12 protein-coding genes and 6 pseudogenes are annotated in these 16,727 nt (G+C 69.0%); 11 read left to right on the top strand and 7 right to left on the bottom strand.

Annotated features, from left to right (window positions below):
* Window positions 1-272 precede the first annotated feature (272 nt).
* From HDA41_RS37005 to HDA41_RS36985, 5 genes and pseudogenes are all read left to right on the top strand, one after another.
* A complete protein-coding gene (locus HDA41_RS37005) occupies window positions 273-1,715 on the top strand; it encodes a non-reducing end alpha-L-arabinofuranosidase family hydrolase (protein WP_184991879.1) in 1,443 nt (480 codons plus the stop codon).
* 234 nt (window positions 1,716-1,949) lie between these two features.
* A complete protein-coding gene (locus HDA41_RS37000) occupies window positions 1,950-3,530 on the top strand; it encodes an IS1182 family transposase (protein WP_184993123.1) in 1,581 nt (526 codons plus the stop codon).
* 631 nt (window positions 3,531-4,161) lie between these two features.
* Window positions 4,162-5,382 (top strand): metallophosphoesterase, encoded by a 1,221-nt coding sequence (locus tag HDA41_RS36995; RefSeq protein WP_184991877.1) that lies wholly within the window; start codon window positions 4,162-4,164, stop codon window positions 5,380-5,382.
* Between the two features lie 312 nt (window positions 5,383-5,694).
* Window positions 5,695-5,823: pseudogene (locus HDA41_RS42890) on the top strand (hypothetical protein); the annotation flags it as partial.
* A gap of 58 nt (window positions 5,824-5,881) precedes the next feature.
* Window positions 5,882-6,027, top strand: a pseudogene (locus tag HDA41_RS36985) (IS5/IS1182 family transposase); the annotation flags it as partial.
* A 1-nt stretch (window position 6,028) separates the two neighbouring features.
* Here HDA41_RS36985 and HDA41_RS36980 read toward each other — a convergent pair.
* Both HDA41_RS36980 and HDA41_RS36975 read right to left on the bottom strand, forming a co-directional pair.
* Window positions 6,029-6,235 (bottom strand): annotated as a pseudogene (locus tag HDA41_RS36980) (class I SAM-dependent methyltransferase); the annotation flags it as partial.
* Between the two features lie 334 nt (window positions 6,236-6,569).
* On the bottom strand, window positions 6,570-7,472 hold the full coding sequence (locus HDA41_RS36975; RefSeq protein ID WP_184991875.1) for a LysR family transcriptional regulator: 903 nt from the start codon (window positions 7,470-7,472) through the stop codon (window positions 6,570-6,572).
* Window positions 7,473-7,660: 188 nt separating this feature from the next.
* Here HDA41_RS36975 and HDA41_RS36970 point away from each other — a divergent pair, with 188 nt between their 5' ends.
* Window positions 7,661-7,966 (top strand): DUF1330 domain-containing protein, encoded by a 306-nt coding sequence (locus tag HDA41_RS36970; RefSeq protein ID WP_184991873.1) that lies wholly within the window; start codon window positions 7,661-7,663, stop codon window positions 7,964-7,966.
* Between the two features lie 1,322 nt (window positions 7,967-9,288).
* On the opposite strand, the gene HDA41_RS36965 is transcribed toward HDA41_RS36970, so the two are convergent.
* Entirely contained in the window at window positions 9,289-9,729 is a 441-nt protein-coding gene (locus HDA41_RS36965; RefSeq protein WP_184991871.1) for a GFA family protein, read from the bottom strand.
* A gap of 172 nt (window positions 9,730-9,901) precedes the next feature.
* Window positions 9,902-10,051: pseudogene (locus HDA41_RS40705) on the bottom strand (DUF6233 domain-containing protein); the annotation flags it as partial.
* 123 nt (window positions 10,052-10,174) lie between these two features.
* Between HDA41_RS40705 and HDA41_RS36960 the strand changes: the two are divergent.
* Window positions 10,175-10,582 carry an SDR family NAD(P)-dependent oxidoreductase gene (locus HDA41_RS36960; protein WP_230299837.1) on the top strand — a complete coding sequence of 136 codons (408 nt, stop codon included), beginning with the start codon at window positions 10,175-10,177 and terminating at the stop codon, window positions 10,580-10,582.
* 107 nt (window positions 10,583-10,689) lie between these two features.
* Window positions 10,690-10,788 (top strand): annotated as a pseudogene (locus HDA41_RS41955) (NAD(P)-binding domain-containing protein); the annotation flags it as partial.
* A gap of 73 nt (window positions 10,789-10,861) precedes the next feature.
* On the opposite strand, the gene HDA41_RS36950 reads toward HDA41_RS41955, so the two are convergent.
* Both HDA41_RS36950 and HDA41_RS36945 read right to left on the bottom strand, forming a co-directional pair.
* On the bottom strand, window positions 10,862-12,325 hold the full coding sequence (locus HDA41_RS36950; RefSeq protein WP_184991867.1) for a flavin-containing monooxygenase: 1,464 nt from the start codon (window positions 12,323-12,325) through the stop codon (window positions 10,862-10,864).
* A gap of 749 nt (window positions 12,326-13,074) precedes the next feature.
* Window positions 13,075-14,040 carry a pirin family protein gene (locus HDA41_RS36945; protein WP_184991865.1) on the bottom strand — a complete coding sequence of 322 codons (966 nt, stop codon included), beginning with the start codon at window positions 14,038-14,040 and terminating at the stop codon, window positions 13,075-13,077.
* Window positions 14,041-14,092: 52 nt separating this feature from the next.
* On the opposite strand from HDA41_RS36945, the pseudogene HDA41_RS41950 reads away from it, so the two are divergent.
* The 3 genes and pseudogenes from HDA41_RS41950 to HDA41_RS36935 all read left to right on the top strand — a co-directional run.
* Window positions 14,093-14,370, top strand: a pseudogene (locus HDA41_RS41950) (hypothetical protein); the annotation flags it as partial.
* Window positions 14,371-14,422: 52 nt separating this feature from the next.
* Window positions 14,423-14,800 (top strand): winged helix DNA-binding protein, encoded by a 378-nt coding sequence (locus HDA41_RS36940; protein ID WP_230299838.1) that lies wholly within the window; start codon window positions 14,423-14,425, stop codon window positions 14,798-14,800.
* Window positions 14,801-14,958: 158 nt separating this feature from the next.
* Window positions 14,959-15,249, top strand: coding sequence for a tetratricopeptide repeat protein (locus tag HDA41_RS36935; RefSeq protein ID WP_184994050.1), 291 nt, complete (start codon window positions 14,959-14,961; stop codon window positions 15,247-15,249).
* 66 nt (window positions 15,250-15,315) lie between these two features.
* Here the strand turns inward: HDA41_RS36935 and HDA41_RS36930 are convergent, their stop codons facing one another.
* Window positions 15,316-16,722, bottom strand: coding sequence for a PepSY-associated TM helix domain-containing protein (locus HDA41_RS36930; RefSeq protein ID WP_184991863.1), 1,407 nt, complete (start codon window positions 16,720-16,722; stop codon window positions 15,316-15,318).
* Window positions 16,723-16,727 lie beyond the last annotated feature (5 nt).

The following is a 16,727-nucleotide window of genomic DNA, read 5'->3' as shown; positions in this document are numbered from 1 at the left end:
CAGACAGGGATGATTGAGGAATTGACGATGCATCGTCAATACTCCCCGCAGAAGAAGTTTCGATTCCTCGCCCGAAACATTCGGGGCCGACCAAGCGCTGTTTGCGGACAGATCGGCGACAGGCCTTGACCTGAGGGCCGCACATTCCTAGCTTGTGGCGTCAAAGCTTCCGGGAATTGTTCGAAACATTTCGAGACCGTCCCTACCCCCGGCGGTCCGCTCCACGGTTCCTCGGGGTCCCGCACCCCCGCCCCCCAAAGGAGTGCCCTCTGATGCGTCCGAGACGCTTACTCGCCGTCCTTGCGCCCTTGCTGCTCGTGGCTACCTTCCTCGGTGCCCAGCCCGCCGGCGCGGCGACCATAGACCCCAACGCCTCGTATGTGCTGGTCAACCGCACCAGCGGCAAGGCCCTGGATGTCTACAACATGGCGACCGACGACGGCGCCCGCATCACCCAGTGGACCAGGAACGATCAGAGCCAGCAGCAGTGGCAGTTCGTCGATTCCGGGGGCGGCTACTACCGCATCAAGTCCCGCCACTCGGGCAAGGTGCTGGACGTCCACAACTGGTCCACCGCGAACGGCGGATCGATCGTCCAGTGGGCCGACCTGAACGCCACCAACCAGCAGTGGCGGCTGGCCGACAGCTCGGACGGCTACGTGAGGTTCATCTCGCGCCACAGCAACAAGGCCCTCGAAGTACAGGGCGCCTCCACCGCTGACAACGCAAACGTCGTCCAGTACGACGACTGGGGCGGCGCCAACCAGCAGTGGCAGCTCGTCAAGGTCGGCGGCGACACCCCCGGCCCGTGCGATCTTCCGTCGACATACCGCTGGACCTCAACGGGCGCGCTGGCGCAGCCCAAGCCGGGGTGGGTCTCCCTCAAGGACTTCACCGTCGCCCCCTACAACGGCAGGCAACTCGTCTACGCGACGACGCACGACACGGGGACGCGTTGGGGTTCGATGAACTTCGGCCTGTTCAGCAACTGGTCGGAGATGGCCTCGGCCAGCCAGAACACGATGTCGGCTTCCACCGTCGCGCCCACGCTCTTCTACTTCGCGCCGAAGAACATCTGGGTGCTCGCCTACCAGTGGGGCGGGACCGCCTTCTCCTACCGGACGTCGAGCGACCCCACCAACCCGAATGGCTGGTCATCCCAGCAGGTGCTCTTCTCCGGAAGCATCACCGGCTCCGGAACAGGACCCATCGACCAGACGCTCATCGGTGACGGGACGAACATGTACCTGTTCTTCGCCGGTGACAACGGCAAGATCTACCGGGCCAGTATGCCGATCGGGAACTTCCCGGGCAGCTTCGGCTCGACCTCGACCGTGGTCATGAGCGATACGACGAACAACCTGTTCGAAGCCCCGCAGGTCTACAAGCTGAAGGGCCAGAACCGCTACCTCATGATCGTCGAGGCGATCGGCTCGCAGGGCCGCTACTTCCGCTCGTTCACGGCCACCAGTCTGAACGGCTCGTGGACACCCCAGGCCGCGACCGAGAGCAATCCCTTCGCCGGCAAGGCCAACAGTGGCGCCACCTGGACGAACGACATCAGCCATGGCGAACTGATCCGCACCAGCGCCGATCAGACCATGACCGTCGATCCCTGCAATCTGCAGTTCCTCTACCAGGGGCGCAGCCCCAGCTCCGGCGGCGACTACGGCCTCCTGCCCTACCGTCCGGGTCTGCTGACACTGCGGCGCTGACGGCGCGACACGAGTCCGGCTCCGGTATGGAGCCGGCGTGGCGGGCTCGGCGGAAGGCCGAGCCCGCCCGGGTCACGCGACAAGCTGACGCTCCAGGCGCACCGGGTCGCCTGGTGCGCTGCGGCGGACGAGCCAGGCGTCGGTGATGTGGGTGAACATCGCCTAGAAGGCTGATGAAGATCTTGGGTTTTGGTCCTGCCGCGTCAGCGGCAGGGCCAGACTCGTCATGTGGCGATGGGTGAGTGGGTCGGCGAGATGGTCGGGCCGGACGTGTGGGAGACGTGCCGGGAAGTGATCCCGCAGGGGAGTGTGTTCGCGTTCCTGGCCGAGCATCGTGGCGAGCTGTTCCCGGCTGAGATGTTCACGGACATGTACCCGTCGGCGAACGGACGGCCGAGCATGCCGCCGCAGATCCTGGCCGCCGCGGTCACCTTGCAGGCCCTGCACGGGCTGTCGGATTTCGAGACGGTCCAGGAACTGCGGTGCGACCTGCGGTGGAAGGCCGGATGCGGGCTGGGCCTTCACGACATGGCGTTCGACCCGTCGCTGCTGGCCTACTTCCGCCGTCGGCTGGCCCGTTCCGCCCGTCCCAACCGGATCTTCGAGGCCGTGCGCGAGGTCGTGAAGGCCACCGGCGTACTCAAGGGCAAGCACCGCCGGGCACTGGACTCCACCGTGCTGGACGACGCGGTCGCCACCCAGGACACCGTCACCCAGATCATCGCCGCCGTCCGCGCGGTGATCCGCGAGGTCCCCGGCGCCGACGCGGTCGCCGCTGCCCAGTGCAGCGCGCACGACTACACCGACCCGGGCAAGCCCCGCATCGCCTGGAACGACGAGCAGGCCCGCGCCGAGCTGGTCGACGCGCTGGTCACAGATGCCCTGCGGCTGCTGGGCCACCTGCCCGATGAGCAACTCGGCGAAAGGGCGGCCAACGCGGTGGGCCTCCTGGCCCTGGTCGCCGGCCAGGACGTCGAGCCCGCCGAGGACTCCGACGGCCGCGACGGCCGCTGGCGCATCACCCGGGGCACCGCCCCTGGCCGGATGGTCTCCACCATCGATCCCGAAGCACGCCACGTCCACAAGACCCGCACTCACCAGCAGGACGGCTTCAAGGCCCACCTGGCCGTCGAGCCCGAGACCGGGTTATACACCGCCGTCGCTCTGCGGCCCGGCGCCGGGCCCGAGCACCACGAGGCCGCGGTCGGCCTGGAACTGCTTGCCGACGAGGACACCCCACTCGATGCCTTCGGCGACACCGCCTACTCCAGTGGTGATGTCCGCCAGGCCCTCCACGAGGCCGGGCACCGGCTGTTCATCAAGCCCGCCCCGCTGCGGCCTGCCGTCCCCGGCGGCTTCACCCTCGACGACTTCGCCATCGACACCACAGCCGCTGTCGTGACCTGCCCGGCCGGACACACCGTGGCCCTGTCCGGCCCCGGCGGGCAGCACCACCAACGCAAAGCCATTTTCGGGAGCTTATGCACCGGATGCCACCTGCGCGAGCAGTGCACCAAAGCCAGGGCCGGACGCATCCTGACCATCCGGCCCCATCACAACATCCAGACAGCAGCCCGCCACCAGGCCGCAACCGACCCCGGCTGGCAGGCCGACTACCGCCGCTGGCGGCCCCCGGTCGAACGCGCCGTCGCCTGGCTCGTCCACCACGGCAACCGGCGCCTGCGCTACCGCGGCACCATCAAGAACGACACCTGGCTCCACACCCGAGCCGCCGCACTCAACCTCCGCCGACTGATCAACCTCGGACTCACCCACACCAGTGGCACCTGGCACATCGCACCGGCCGGTACATGACCGGAGGGCTGTCCGGCCCGACGGCCGGACAGCCCTCACCAAGATCTTCATCAGCCTTCTAGGCCGGCCCGCTCGGGTCGTGGGCGGCGATGCGCTCGTACACGCGGCGATGGCCGCGTTGGAGGCAACGCACAGGGCGTGCTCGGGCCGCTCCTACGCGGCGTCATCACCAAGCACGACCTCCCATATTCGGGGCTTCAACACCCTGTTGCGCGAGTGCATCGACCGGCCTCAGTGAGGCCGATGCCCGCCATCATCGGCTTAGGGCGTGTCCGCAAAATCCCGCCTGCCCCGCGACGCCCGGCACGCTCCCCCAAGCTCTTCGAGCAGCGGGTACCCCCAGAGCCCGCACCGAACGCCGCAGGGCCCGCTCTCCGGGCGGACGACGGGACTTTGCGGACACCCCCTGGACCATTTTCCCGTCGGCGCGCGCTCCGCTGGCGGCAGTACCAAGCCGGGGCAGTAGCGCCCTGATCGCGGCTCATGCCAAGGGAGGTGTCCGCGGCGGAGTCTTGCCCTCCTACAGAGAACCCTTCGCCGCAAGGGGCCTCGCCCATGCACGCCGGTCCGGCCGGCCCGAGGGCGACCGGATACAGTGCGCGGGACGGCAGCCCGGTCTGGGAGGGGAAGCGTGACCGACACCAGCAACACCCGACCCGCCGACAGCGAAACGCAAGCTCCGCGGCAGAGCCGACTGCACCGCCTGATGCGCTACATCCCCCTGATCGCCCCCGTCCTGCTGTGGGCCGTGCCCTGCTGGGTACTCCTGCACACCGGCCAGCACTGGCCGCTGCCCGTCACGCTGGTCGGCACCGCCCTGTTCGCCCTCGGCCTCTTTGGTATGCCGCTCTCGATGGCGCGCGGCCACGGCCGACGCCAGCAGGACCGGGCGGCGATCGTCGGTGACACCCTGCTGGGCACCAGCTGGGTGCTGTTCACCTGGTCCATTCTGCTCGGCATCCCCTTGCGGCTCGCCCTGACCGTGGCCGGCGTCGACGAGAGTCAGGACCGGGCCCGACTCGTCACTTGGGCCGTCCTCGGCATAACCGCCGTACTACTCGCCTGGGGGTACGCCGAAGCCCGCCGCGTGCCGCGCGTGCGCCGACTCGACGTGCAACTCCCACGGCTGGGTGCCGGGTTGGACGGCATCCGCGTCGTCCTCATCACCGACACCCACTACGGCCCGCTCGATCGCACTCGCTGGTCGGCGCGGGTATGCGAGACGGTGAACACTCTGGAAGCCGACCTGGTCTGCCACACCGGCGACATCGCGGACGGCACGGCCGAACGCCGCCGCGCCCAGGCCGTCCCGCTCGGTACCGTACGGGCCACCCGGGCCCGTGTATACGTCACCGGCAACCACGAGTACTACAGCGAGGCCCAGGGCTGGGTCGACCTGATGGACGAGCTGGGCTGGGAGCCGCTGCGCAACCGCCATCTGCTGCTCGAACGCGGAGGCGACACCCTCGTGGTCGCCGGCGTGGATGACGTCACCGCCGAGTCCTCCGGCCTCGCCGGCCACGGAGCCCACCTCGCCGGAGCGCTGAACGGCGCCGACCCAGACCTACCCGTCCTGCTCTTGGCACACCAGCCCAAGTTCGTCGACCGGGCGGCAGCCGCCGGCGTCGACCTCCAGCTCTCCGGCCACACCCACGGCGGCCAGATCTGGCCCTTCCACCACCTGGTCCGCATCGACCAGCCCGCCCTCGCCGGCCTCAGCCACCACGGCACCCGCACCCTCCTGTACACCAGCCGCGGCACCGGCTTCTGGGGCCCGCCGTTCCGCGTCTTCGCCCCCAGCGAGATCACCCTGCTCGTGCTCCGCTCCCCGCACCTGCCCACCTCGCCATAGCACTGGGCGGGCCAACACATCCGCTTGGAGCGGTCCAACGAAACGAGGGGTGCGGCGTCGACAGATGACCAGGCCCGTCTCACTGAGGACACGATCCGGACCATTCCCGGGCCGACGGCTCCAATGAGCCATACCTGGCCACGTTGTACGCAGGTCGGCGACGCGTCACGCCTGTAGCACCAGCAGACGAGGAATCTGCTGGGACGAGGCCAACCCTCGAACCATGTCGACCGTGTAGCTCACGTGGAACAGCCGGCCGACCAGCGTCTTCACACGGGCCAGTGAGCTGTACCCCGTTTCGTGGAGTCCCTGATGCCAGGGTTACGATCCTGGCGAAGGAGATCCACCAGCATCATGGCAGCACCCCGTAAATACCCGGACGAGCTCCGCGAGCGCGCGATCCGTGAGGTCCGGGCCACCGGCCGACCCGTCGCGCATGTCGCGCGGGATCTCGGCATCCATCCCGAAGCCCTGCGCGGCTGGGTCCGCCAGGCCGAGGCGCGTCGTCCTCGACACTGCCCACGTCAGGGCGAAAAAGGGGGCGGACACACAGGTCCGAATCCGGTGGACCGAGGCAAGCCGGGCTCCAAGATGCACATCCTGTCGGACGCGAACGGACTGCCCCTGGTCGTCGGCGTCTCGGCCGCACTCCGCCGAGCGCGCCGTCCTCGACCGGCAGGGCCTCCATTCGCGCTTCGTCGAACCGCAGCGCCGGCTGGGCCCGCCGAGCGTGGTCGACCATGGCCGGGGAGAGGCCGAGCCCGAAGGCGTCCAACCCCAAGTCGTGCAGCATGGCCGTCAGGTGACCGGGTCCGCACCCGAGGTCGGCTACCCGCAGGTTCCCCGTATCACGGCCTCGGGGAGCAATGGAACAGTGATTGGCGTTAAGCATTGACCGACGTCATGGACGCCGTTGACGGCGGGCGTTCCCGCCGGTTACCCGTGCTTGTCCGGTTCGGCGTCGGCGAAGGCGCGGTGTCCGCCGAGATCTCGGGCTGGGCGAGGACGTCGCCGCGGTGTACGACTCGGACCGGACCCGGGGCCATCATCGGATGCTGATCCGCCGGCGTAGCGAGGTCGTGTCGGACATTCAGCAAGACCGCCGTCGTCATCACCGCGAAGTCCGCCGGGCGCAAGGTCTTCGGCCTCGCCACCGCAGGCGTCCGTCTCGCTTGACCTCTTGCGCGTCAGTCCGGCAGCCAGTGCAGCTCGTGCGCCAGGGTTTTGGCGACGGCGCGGATGCGGCGGTGTAGCGGCGACTGCTCGCGTGGGAGGACCAGGTGGATCGTCAGGCTGGGCGCGCCTCGCAGCGGCCGCCAGGTGAGACCGGCCGGTTGTACCGTGGCCGCGGCTTCTCCGGCCGGGGCGAGGGTGACCCCGTCGCGCAGGTCGCGCTGAGACATGTCGAAAGAGACTGCGGGCGTGTGGAACCGGGGGTGTGGTCGGGTGTCTCGGAACAGTGCGGACAGCTGATCGTGGATCACGGGGTTGGCCGCACGGTCCGGGAGTCGCAGCGGATACGCGGCCGCGTCGGCGATCTCGATCTCCGGGTGTTCGGCCAGCGGATGGTGCTGCGCCAGCTGGACCCCGATGCGCGCGCGCCGCAGCAGGAACCGGCGCACGCCACGGCCCGGCTGTTCACCGCGGGTGATCCCGGCATCGATGCGGCCGTCGGCGACCGCGGGGGAGATCTCCGGTGTCGCCATCGGGACCGCGCCGACCTCGAGTCCGCTGTTGCCGCGAATCAGCCTGTCCACCAGGGCCGGTGCCGTCTCGGCCCCGGCGCTGAGGCTGTATCCGATGCGCAGCGTGCCCAGTTCACCGGCCGCCGCGCTCCGGGCGGTGTCCCATGCCCGGTCCAGCGCCGCCAGCGCGGGCGGCGCGGACTCCGCCAAAGCCGCACCGGCCGTGGTCAATACGACGCTACGTGTGTTGCGGACCAGCAGGGCCGTACCGAGTTCCGCCTCCAATCGGCGCATCCGGGCGCTGAGTGCGGGCTGTGCGATACCGATCCGGGCGGCCGCGCGGGTGAAGTTCAACTCCTGCGCCAGCACCAGGAAGTACCGCAGGCTCACCGTATCCGGCGCCACGTGCCCTCCCTGCCGATTGATAACGATCCGTTCTGAGTCTATCCCGTACCGGTCTTTCCCTCGACCGCACATCAAGCCCTAACCTGCGCATACGGCGATTCAACTGACCGCAGTACCCGTCGCCGGGATCGATCGATCTGAGTGTCAATTCGAAGTCGGACGTGTCCGGCCGAACACAGGAGGTTTCCATGGCTAAGGGCTACTGGGTCAGTGTCTACCCCGCCATTTCCGACCCTGAGAGTCTGACTGCCTACGACAAGCTGGCCGGTCCGGCTGTCCAGGCTGGGGGCGGGCGCGTCCTGTCCCGGATCCCGTCCCATGGCGGTCGAGTCGTCGCCCACGAGGCCGGAATCACGCAACGCGTCGTTCTGATCGAGTTCGACAGCTTTGAACAGGCCGTCGCGGCATACGAGAGCGAGGCATACCAGAAGGCGCTGGTGGCCCTCCCCGACGGCGTCGAGCGCGATTTCCGCATCGTCGACGGCATCGACTGACCGGCGGGCCCAGCCATCGCTGAGCATCCGTCACCTGATACGCACAGGGTGCTGAACGACGAGTCACGAGACGAGTTCGAAGCCATGCCCCGCGTCCCAGTTCGTCGTCGACGTCCTCGACGGCCTGATCCCTGTCGGGCGGATCGAAGAAACGACGCGACGTCCGGGCCAGCTGGACTGTCTCGCTGACCTCGTCGACGAAACTCACCCTCGCCCGAAGCGAACCGCTTCTCACACGACAGATCGGTCCAGCGAACACAAGGCTTCGATGACCAGGGGCGCATCCTGCATCCATCTGCCGTGTGCCCCGTCGGGGCTACTCAGAGTACTGATATACAGTTTGAAGAACCGCAGGTCAAGACCTCTTTCGAGGGGTTTCGATCTGCGGTTCTTCTGTTGTTGAAGTAGCCCAGGGGCGCGCCTGGCTGCGCCAGGATGGCGCACTGGAGCCGGCCGCCCTGCTTCGGGGATCAGGCGGTCATGCCACAGATCTACCGCGAAGGCCCGTTCCCCGTGAGCCCTGCTTGCGCGAACTGGCCGACCTGAAAGTCGGCCATACCGGCCCTTCCTCTCGGGACTGCTCGTCCCGTCACCCGATTACGGGACACCCCTGGTAGTTCGGAGAAGCCAGGTCGAATACCAGGTCGGTTCCCCTCTGGAGCCGGTCCAGGTCAATTTGTCCCGGCGGAACCCGGCCCACGCCACCGCCGGGCCGCCGGCGATGAGCGTGCAGTGCTTGCGAGAACAGAGTTCCCTGTCAAGTCCTTGTGTTCACGTCTTGTGCCTCCTCTGCGTGGCGGCGCGCGGCGGTGTCCGTGGAAGGGATGGGGCGTCCACCCAACGGTTCGGACGAGCAGTTCCCGTCAGGTCGACTGTGCCTTGTTCACCGGCCTGATGTAGGCCGCTTCGATCACATCGATGAGCCTGTGCGCGTTCCCGGCGCCGAGCGTGTTCCCGATGCAGAGGAACATGTGTCGGGCGGCTCTCATTTCTTTACTGATGGCCCGATGCTGCCCTCACTCAGCTTCCTCAAAGCCGCCCGGAATTCTCAACGTACTGGGATGTGGTGCGCGCTTTCGTCTCGGCAGGTGTCGACGGCCGGTATTCGTCTAGGAAGTAGCCCAGCGCCTTTCTGGAGTCGCTGTGATTGAGCATCCCCCTGGACTGCCACACGGCTCTCGCAGAGTCCTCCGTCGTCCTCGCTGGGCATGTCCCTCGGCGGGTCCCGGCCCGGGAGTTCGCGCCCTGCTCGCGGGCGAGACCGGGATGCCTGCCGGGGCCATCGAGTGAGCAGGTGACGTTGCCGACCAGTGGACGGGCGGTCAACCGGCCGTCCTGTGCTCGGTCTCCGGCACCGGGGGCAGCCAGTGCACAGCGTTGTCGCGGAAGGAGGCGTGGATCGGCACGAGGTCCGGGCCGCTGGTGTCGTCGAGGGCAGTGACGTTGATGCCAATCTCCGGGATGTCGCTGTCGATCGCCGCGACGCGGCTGCCGCAGGTCGGGCAGAAGCCGCGCTTCGCCTCGCCTTCGAAGGTCTCGTACCAGGTTGGCTCGCCGCCCTCACCGGTCCAGGTGACGGTCTCGAATCCCACCCACCACATCACTGGTGTGCCGCCGAGCTTTTGACAGTGGCGGCAGACGCAGGTGTGGGGGAAGACGGCCGGACCTCGGGTGGTGAAGCGGATGCGGCCGCACAGGCAGCCGCCGGTACGTTCCCCGGCTGTTTCGGCTCCCTGGCCGTCGGCGGCGGGGGTGGCGTTCATCAGGTGATCTCCCGGGCGCGATGGGCGAGTTGAGCCCATCAGTGTGCCATCGCTTCCGTGATCGCCAGGATACTGTTGACGGCTCTGGCGTGGCCCCGGCCGCGTGCGCCGATTGCGTAGGCGTCCCGGGCGGGGCGACGAAACCGCGACTCAGGGACGTCCGAGGGCGCGCGGGATGCTCCGCGGCGTCCAGCGCCTTGTCCAGGGTCAGCTTCGGTGCCCCGGCGGGTGCTTCCTCGCAGTCGACGGCGTGGATGACGCCCCGGCCGGGACCGCGGCCGCCGTCCAGCTTCTGCAGGACCCAGCCCGACGGCCGGCGTTCTCTTCACGAGGCAGAGACCGCCGATCCATGGATAAACCGTCCTCTCCCGCCCCTGCGCGGGCGCCCCTACGGTCGAGGCTGCGGGCGCACACCGGCCCGCCGTACCGAAGGAGCGAGACCCCCATGAAGATGACCGGCAACACGATCCTGATCACTGGCGGGACCTCGGGCATCGGCCTCGGTCTGGCCCTGCGTCTGCACGAGGCCGGCAACAAGGTGGTCGTCGCCGGCCGGCGCAAGGAACTCCTCGACGAGATCACGGCCGAGCACCCGGGCATCGACGCGCTCGTCCTCGATGTCGCGGACCCCGACTCGATCGCCCGGGCCCGCGAGACCGTGGCGGCGAGCCACCCGGGGCTGAACGTCCTGGTCAACAACGCCGGCATCATGCTGCGCCCACCGCTGAGTCACCCGACGCGGCTCTCGTGCACGCAACGGCACGAGAGCGGCAGCGTCGGCACGCCGCGAACACACACGACGAACACGAAGAACGGCGCTCTCACTTCGAACGAGGCCGCCATCACCCACTGACACCACCGCGTCCGCGGTCCGCCGCAGCCCCGGTCGCGCCGCAGAGACCCAGCCCCGGAACCCCGGTCACCGACACCGGGGTTCCGTTCCGGACAAGGAGTTTCACCATGAAGATCGGCATTCTCGGCACCGGGAACATCGGCAAGACGCTGACCAGGCGGTTGAGCGCTGCCGGGCACGAGGTAAAGGCGACCAATTCGCGCGGCCCGGAGACGATCGAGGCGGACGTGCTGTCCTCGGGCGGACGCGCGATGACCGCGGCGGAAGCCGGCTCTGCATTCATTTCGCCGAACTCGATCGAGTCAGGCCCGCGTAGCGGTGTGCCACTCCGCCGGGAAGCAGGTATTCGGCCAGCAGGTTGCCGGCGCGGCGGGATGGCAACCCCATGTCGTGCAGGAGTTCGTCCGCGCAGTGGATGTCGTAGGGGCCGAAGTCGTAGCCGCCGGAGCCTGGCAGTACCTGCTCCTGCCAGGCCAGGCGAGCGTCGATGGCCTCCCGCATCCCCTGCTCGTCGGGGGTGGTGCGCAGCGTCGCCCGGAAATGGCTGGTCAGCCAGTGCGCGGTGAGTTCCACGCCCATGATGTTGTTGAAGACCTGCCGGAAACCGACGAACCCGAGCCGGTCGGCGCCGGGTGGCACGATGCCGCGGTAGAGCCGCAGCCGCCCGTCGTCATCGTGCACGCGCACGCTCGAGTCCAGGAACGGGAAGACTTTGTGGTGCCCTGTGGCGAACACGATGACGTCTGCCGCCACTTCCTCGCCGGTCGCCAGTCGGAGCCCCTTGTCGGTATACGCCTCGACGGCACTGACCTTGGGGGCGATCAGGCCGCGGCGGACGGCCCGCACGTAGCCGCGCGGCATCACTCCCGCGTGGGCCAGATGGAAGGGGAGCGCGTGAGCGGGCCGCAGCTGCCTCGGAAGCCGGTACAGCCCGGTGGAAAGCAGCACGTCGCGGGTGATGAGCCACCACAGAGCCCGCTTGACCCGCTCGTCGATGCGGTCGATCGGACGGACGCAGGCCGGATCGTGGTAGCGGGGCAGGAGCGCCTCACCGAGCCGGGTGAACAGGATCCACTTGTAGTTGACCAGACCGAGCAGGAACCGCTCGGGGATCATCCAGTTCACCTTTCGCTGCACGATCGTGGCCGAGGCCGCCTCGTGTGCGGCGCGGGTGATCAAGTCCAATGCGGACTTGCCGCCGCCCACGACGACCACGCGCCGGCCGGCGAATGTCCCGGACCGCACCTCATTGGAGTGCAGCACGGTCCCGCGGAACGACTCACGCCCGGGCAGCTCGGGCAGTTGGGCATGATGATGAGCCCCACTGGCGACAACGACATAGTCGAAAGTCTCGCGATGAACGTCCGCCGCCTTGTCCCCGGTGGGCCGGGAGTCGACCGACCAGCCGGAGGCGCCCACCCGCCCGGGCCCCTCCACCGGCCGGATGGAGATCACCTCGGTACCGGGCCGGACGCGGTCCAGTACACCGAAGATCTCGGCGTAGTTCTCCAGGTAGCGTTGCGTGTCCACCGCGCTGACGAAATGCAAGCGGTTGGGCAGGTCCGCGAACTCGAAGATGCGGAGCGCGGACTGGTTGGCCAGCCCGTCGTAGCAGCCTTCTGCTGACCAGATCCCGCCGACCTGCTGGTACTTGTCGAAGACCGTGACGTCGAAGCCGTTCTCCAGCAGCACCTTGGCGGTGACGATTCCCCCGGGGCCGGCCCCGACCACACACGCTCTCATCAGCTGTCACTCCCCATGGGCGATCGCCGTGTCCAGCTCGCTCATCATCCCGGTTGCGGACCTCCCTGCCCAGGGCTCGCCCTCCGGTACCTGAGGCATCAGAAGCTGAACGAGCACGGCCACACCCCAGGACACGACGTACGCGGTCAACGCCCACAGACGGGGACGACCGCGCGCATCACCGTGCGTCAGAAACCGGGAACGCGTATCCATTTATCCCTGCGGCAGTCGACGACGCGGAGACCTTGACCCCTGCGCCGCTTTACCACCCAATCCAGTCCATGCAGGTCAGCGCCGTCCGTCCGACTGACTTCGCTGTCAACGGACAACGAACTGCTGTCCGCTGGCGTAGACGACCGAGCAGAGCGCCGCTGCCGACAGCGGCACCGAATCTTGTCGACTCCCAACAAAGCCATAGCGCGAGCATCACTGTCCCGCGCCAACACCCGGTTTGGCCGCCCGCCGGGTCAGCATTCGTCGCGCCGCGCCCGAACTTGCAAAGATCGACGCAAGGTGCGGAGCTGCGAGAAGAGCTTCTCCATCTCACCTGACTGAGCGTCAGCAAAGTCAGCATCAGATCAGCAAGAGTCCTGCCGCAGCTGCCCGCAGACAGCCACACCGTGGAATCGCCGACCCCGCCGACCCGAGCAAGCGACACGCTCGGCCGCCGACCGGCGAGCGGTCGAAAAGCGGCCAACAATGCCCAGCCGCCCACTCAGCAGCCACCGACCCGCGGGAATTCCAGCAGGTCAGCGCACTCTTCCTCGCGGCTTCAACGGCACCGGCGGCAGCTCCGGAGCGGCTAGCGGATCACCGTCGTACCCCTTCACCTCGCCGAACCGAGTCCCTTCCATCCAGTCCTTGCGCGCCTGTACGATCTCTTCCTGCGACCGTCCGATCCAGTTCCAGAACATGATCAGTTCTTCCTCGAACGGTTCGCCGCCCAGGAGCATCAGGCCCGCGTCCGACTCCGCCCGCAGCGGCAACTCACTGCGGCCGCAGCCGAGGTAGAGCATCGAGCCGGGCAGGAGCGGGACGCCGTCCACGTGGGCCTCGCCGGACATGGACAGGACGGCGTACTCGAAGTCCGGCTCCAGCGGGAGGCGTACGTCCGCGCCTCGAGTGAGGGCCAGGTCGGCGCCGACGATCGGGGTGTACGCCGTGCCGGGCGAGGTCGCGCCGTCGAGGTCGCCGAGGATCAGTGTCGCCTTGACGCCGGGTGCGGTGACGACCGGCAGGTCGGCGTGGTGTTCGAAGCGCGGGTCGGTGTGGCGGTGGCCGTCGGGGAGCGCGACCCACAGTTGCGCGCCGTGCAGGAATCGGGCGTGCGAGCGAGGGCTCTCCTCGGAGTGGCTGATCGCCCGGCCGGAGGTCATCAGGCCCAGTTCGCGCGGCCGGATCGTCTGGAGACTGCCGGTGGAATCGCGGTGCAGCACCTCCCCCTCGTGCAGCCAGCTCACCGTCTGGAGGCCCATGTGGGGGTGCGGCGGCACCTGCATGCCGGGCTCGTCGGCGATGTCGTCGGGGCCGTAGTGGTCGACGAAGCACCATGCGCCGACCATTCGGCGGCCGAGGTTGGGCAGCAGCCTGCGGACCTCGCTGGACTCGCCCAGCTTGACGTGGCGAGGACTGAGGAGTTCGCGAACCGGCTCCGCCACGACGAAGCCGCGGCCACCGCACAGGGAGGGAGCCGCCTCGCGCTCAAGATTGCTCATGGCGCACAACCTAGTCCGACGGAAGGGCCCGCGTCAGCGCGTCGTTCGGGCCGTGCCGCAGGTGCACGGCATGCAGCGCTCCGGCGAGCGGCCCAGTCAGCGTCGCCTCGCCGACCACACCGGACTGCGACAACGCCGTCGCGCAGCCGTGGGCCGCGGGCCGTGGGCCGTGGGCCGTGGGCCGTGGGCCGCGAGCGACTCTACGTGTCGAAGCTCGCGCGTGCGCCGGAGGCCGCCGGTCTGCTGGAGCGCACCCGGGACCCGGACGACCCGCGCGCGGTACAGCTCGCGCTCACCGAGCAGGGCCGCGAGGTCACCGGGCGGGCGATCAAGGCGCCCGCCCCGCGTCATCGCCTGGCCCCCTACGCCGGCCGCGCGGTGCTTGGAGCACGTACTGGCCCGGCACGGCGTCACCTTCCGGCAGTCCGTCACCCTCCGGCTCGCCGCCGTCGCCGACGGCCCGGTCGAGCGCGAACAGCTCGTCGACGGTGTCGTCGGCGCGCTGAAGAACGACCCGGCGGAAGTGCAGGGTGTGATCGACGAACTGATCGCCGCGCGGTTGCTGACCCCGGCCGAAGGGGCGGACGTGCGGATCACGGACGCCGGACGGGAGCTGTACGCCAGGACGGCCGGCGAGACGGCGCCCCTCTCCGCCCGGATCTACGCCGGCATCCCGGAGGAGGACCTGGCCGTCGCCGGCCGGGTGCTGAGTCTGATCACCGAGCGGGCCGATGCCGAGCTGGCCGCCCTGCCCGAGTAGCCGCCCGTATCCGTAGGAGAATCGACAGAGGAAGCAGTAGTGGAATATTGAACCAAGTCGTTCGGTTGTCGGCCTCGAAGGAGGCACGAGTGAACACGACCTACGACACGACGTACTACGCCCACGGGACACCGGCGGAGCGCTGGGAGCGCGCGCAGATGTTCTTCGACGCCAAGGACTACGCCGCCGCCGCGCGCGTCCTGGGCGGGCTGGTCGAGGAGGTGCCCGAGCAGACCGGGCCGCGGCTGCTGCTGGCGCGCTCCTACTATCACTCGGCCCAACTGCGGCGCGCGGAGGCGGAGTTGCGGACGATCGTCGAGCAGGACCCGGTCGAGCACTACGCCCGGCTGATGCTCGGCCGCACGCTCCAGCGGCAGAACCGGCACGAGGAGGCGGAGTCGCATCTGCGGATCGCCTCGGCGCTCGCGGGTGACTTCGAGCAGCGCTGACCGTGACCTGCGCGAAGGTGCCCGGCTCCGTGGGGAGCCGGGCACCTGTGCGTCGGCGGGTCTCCCCTACTGCGCCGGCGTCCCGGCTCCGTACGTCCGCCGTCCCCGCCGGTAGGCGATCTCGCCCAGCAGGATGTCGACGGCCAGGAAGGCAGCCAGCGGGATGCCGAACAGGGGCAGGAAGTAGCCGAGTACGGCGATCCCCGCCAGCAGCGGTACGAGGATCTGTGGGGGCACCTGCTGCCAGGCGCCGCGTGGGATCGGGCGGCCGAAGGCGGTGCCGCGGCCGCGCTGCCACCACATGCGGTAGCCCCAGACGATCAGCAGGATCAGACAGAGCGCGAGCAGCATCAGGGCGATCTGGTTGGCCAGGCCGAACAGGATGCCGGTGTGCAGGTCGATGCCCCACCGGGTGAGCTTCGCGAGCACCGGGTGGTCGGCGAACCGCAGCACGTCCATGACCTCTCCGCTCGCCGGGTCGATCGCGACGGAGTCCTGCTTCTCGGGCCAGCTGCGCTGTACCTGCTTGACGACGTACGCCGACTTCGCGTCCGCCGGCGGCACGATCTCCACCGGGTCCCCCAGACCCTCGGACCGGGCCGCGGCCAGGACCTTGTCCAGACCCACCCCGTGCGCGGCGTCTCCGGCCCGCCCGGCGGCGGATCCGTGGCCGGAGTGTTCACCGCCCGCCGACGCCGACACCGACGGGGTGGCCTGGCCCAGCGAGGTCCGCAACTCGTCGATGGTGGCCCCGGCGTGGGCCGACCAGGTCAGACCGGTCGCCGAGAGGAAGAAGAACCCGGCCGCCGCCCACACGCCGACACTGCCGTGCAGTCCGAGGGTGCGGCGCCGCCCGCTCGTGCCCCGCACCTTGCGCAGGGCACGGCGGCGGGAGAACCACAGCACCAGTCCGCCGCCCGAGATCACCCACAGCCAGCTGGCCGCCAGTTCGCTGTACAGCCGGCCCGACTCGCCCAGGTGCAGGTCCCGGTGGAGCTCGTCGATCCAGGTGCGCAGCGGCAGCGCGCCGGTCGAGCCGTACTGTTCGAGGGAGCCGCGCACCTTCGCCGTGTACGGATCGACGAACACGGCGAGCGTGTGCCCCTCGTCGACGCCCGGGACACCGGACAGCAGCACCCTGGTCGTCGCGTCCGCCTCGGGTGAGGGGCGCACGGCCGAGACCGTGCCCTCGGGGTGGGCCTTGCGGGCGGCGGCCACCTGCTCGCCGATCGGCAGCTTCCGCTCGCCTGCGGGGACGGTCAGTTCGTGGTCGTACACGATCTTCTCGGCCTGGAAGGAGGCGGCGTACAGCAGACCGGTGACGGCGGCGACCAGGAGGAACGGCGCCACCAGCACCCCGGCGTAGAAGTGCAGGCGGAGGATCAGCGGACGCAGCGGGGCCCAGCTGTTCTTCGACGGTGCCGGGGTGGGTCGCGGGGCCTCGTCCGTGGTGGTCGAGGGAGCGGTGGTCATCGGCG

Origin of the sequence: Streptomyces caelestis (assembly GCF_014205255.1) — a bacterium.
Lineage (GTDB): Bacteria > Actinomycetota > Actinomycetes > Streptomycetales > Streptomycetaceae > Streptomyces > Streptomyces caelestis.
This window is presented reverse-complemented; position numbering and strand designations above follow the sequence as displayed.